A 1,421-nucleotide genomic window follows, 5' to 3' on the forward strand; every position below is an offset into this window, starting at 1 on the left:
GAGGCGGTCCGGGTCCGCCGCACTGCCGTCGGCGTCACCGTCGCCGTCCGCACCGGCGTCCAGCGACTCCACCTCGCGGTAGAGGTCGACGAACCGCTCGCGGAGGTCGGCGACCGCGGCGTCGAGCTCTTCGTCGAGGTCGTCGAGCCGCGCGTCGATCGCCGCCACCTCCTCGGCGTCCGGGACGTCGATTCCCTCAGAATCCGCGAGGGCGATGAGCGCGCGCTTGAGGAGTTCCTCGCGGCTCACGCCAGCGTCCTCCGCGGCGGCGTCGAGGGCGGCCGCCGCCGGGTCGAGGTCGCTCATCGAGGGTCCTCCGTCATCTACGTGCCGTTGAGCCGCGAGGCTTAAGTAATCTGTCGCGGCGTTCTCCCGATCGATACTTGGGCGGTTGAACCGCCTGAAGGCGGTGCGGAGCGGCCGACGGGACGGCGTTCGCTACCGGATCTTGCGCACGTCGCTGATGTCGAACCCGCCCTCGTGGATCTCTGTCTCGAAGCGGACGATGTTCTCGTCCTCCAGCCGGGAGAGCACGCCGCGGAACTCGCGGACGAACATGGTCCGGGCGCGCTGGGAGCCGCCGCTCTCCCACGAGAACTGGAGGGTCCCGCCCGCGGCGTCCATCAGCGTGCCGAACTCGCGGTCGCGGAGCGCCTCGGTGTTCACCAACACGAGCACCAGAGCGTCCCACTCGTAGGCGGCCTTCTTCAGCCCCTTCATCACCATCGCCACGTCGCTCCAGTCGGTGTCGTCGGAGACCATCGAGACGAGGTCGGTGACGGAGTCGATACAGACGAGGCTCCCCTGCCCGTGTTCGGAGAGGTAGTCGCCGAACGCGGTGAGCACGTCCTCGTACTCGCCGCGGTCGCCGAGTTCGGTGATCGACGCCGTCGCCGTCTCGTACCAGTCGCGCGGCACCGGCGACAGCTGGAAGTACTCGGGCGAGAGGTCGCGGAACTCGATTTCGTCGACCGCCGCGTCGACGATCTCGTCGGCCATCGTATACCCCATCTCTCGGGTGATCGCGTCGGTGTCTGCGGTAAAGGAGATGTAGTGGACCGACTCGGGCAGGGCCGCGCCCGCGTCGATGTCGCCGTAGTACAGGTCGAACAGCTCCTCGTCGGCGCGCGCCAACGCGTTCATCGCCGCGCTGGTGTACGCGAACTCCCGAGCGCCGGCACCCGCCTCGCCCGCGAGCAACACGACGCTTCCCGGGGGCGCTCCGCCGCCGAGGATCGAGTCGAGGCGCGCGACCCCGAACGGAAGACGTGCCATGGCTTACGCCCCGTCGCCGCGAGGCTTAGTGTTACCCCTCTCCGAGTCGGTCGATCGCGGGTCCGCCCCGCCCTCGTCGGCGATCCGCGCACCCTCGTTCGTCGCCCGAACGACCGACACCGACCCGCCGACGCCGGCCGCGTCGA

Annotated in this window: 1 protein-coding gene and 1 pseudogene; both read right to left on the reverse strand. The window is 69.6% G+C overall.

The features are described 5' to 3' along the window. A pseudogene (locus tag BN903_RS10240) lies at nucleotides 1-306 on the reverse strand (hypothetical protein); the annotation flags it as partial. Between the two features lie 132 nt (nucleotides 307-438). Next, nucleotides 439-1,275, reverse strand: coding sequence for an HTR-like protein (locus tag BN903_RS10245; RefSeq protein ID WP_048077637.1), 837 nt, complete (start codon nucleotides 1,273-1,275; stop codon nucleotides 439-441). Nucleotides 1,276-1,421: the final 146 nt, after the last annotated feature.

Source organism: Halorubrum sp. AJ67, from assembly GCF_000513435.1.

Bases quoted from the DNA above. Each gene is read 5' to 3' on its own strand.
- BN903_RS10245 (WP_048077637.1), bottom strand. From the start codon at position 1,275: ATGGCACGTCTTCCGTTCGGGGTCGCGCGCCTCGACTCGATCCTCGGC.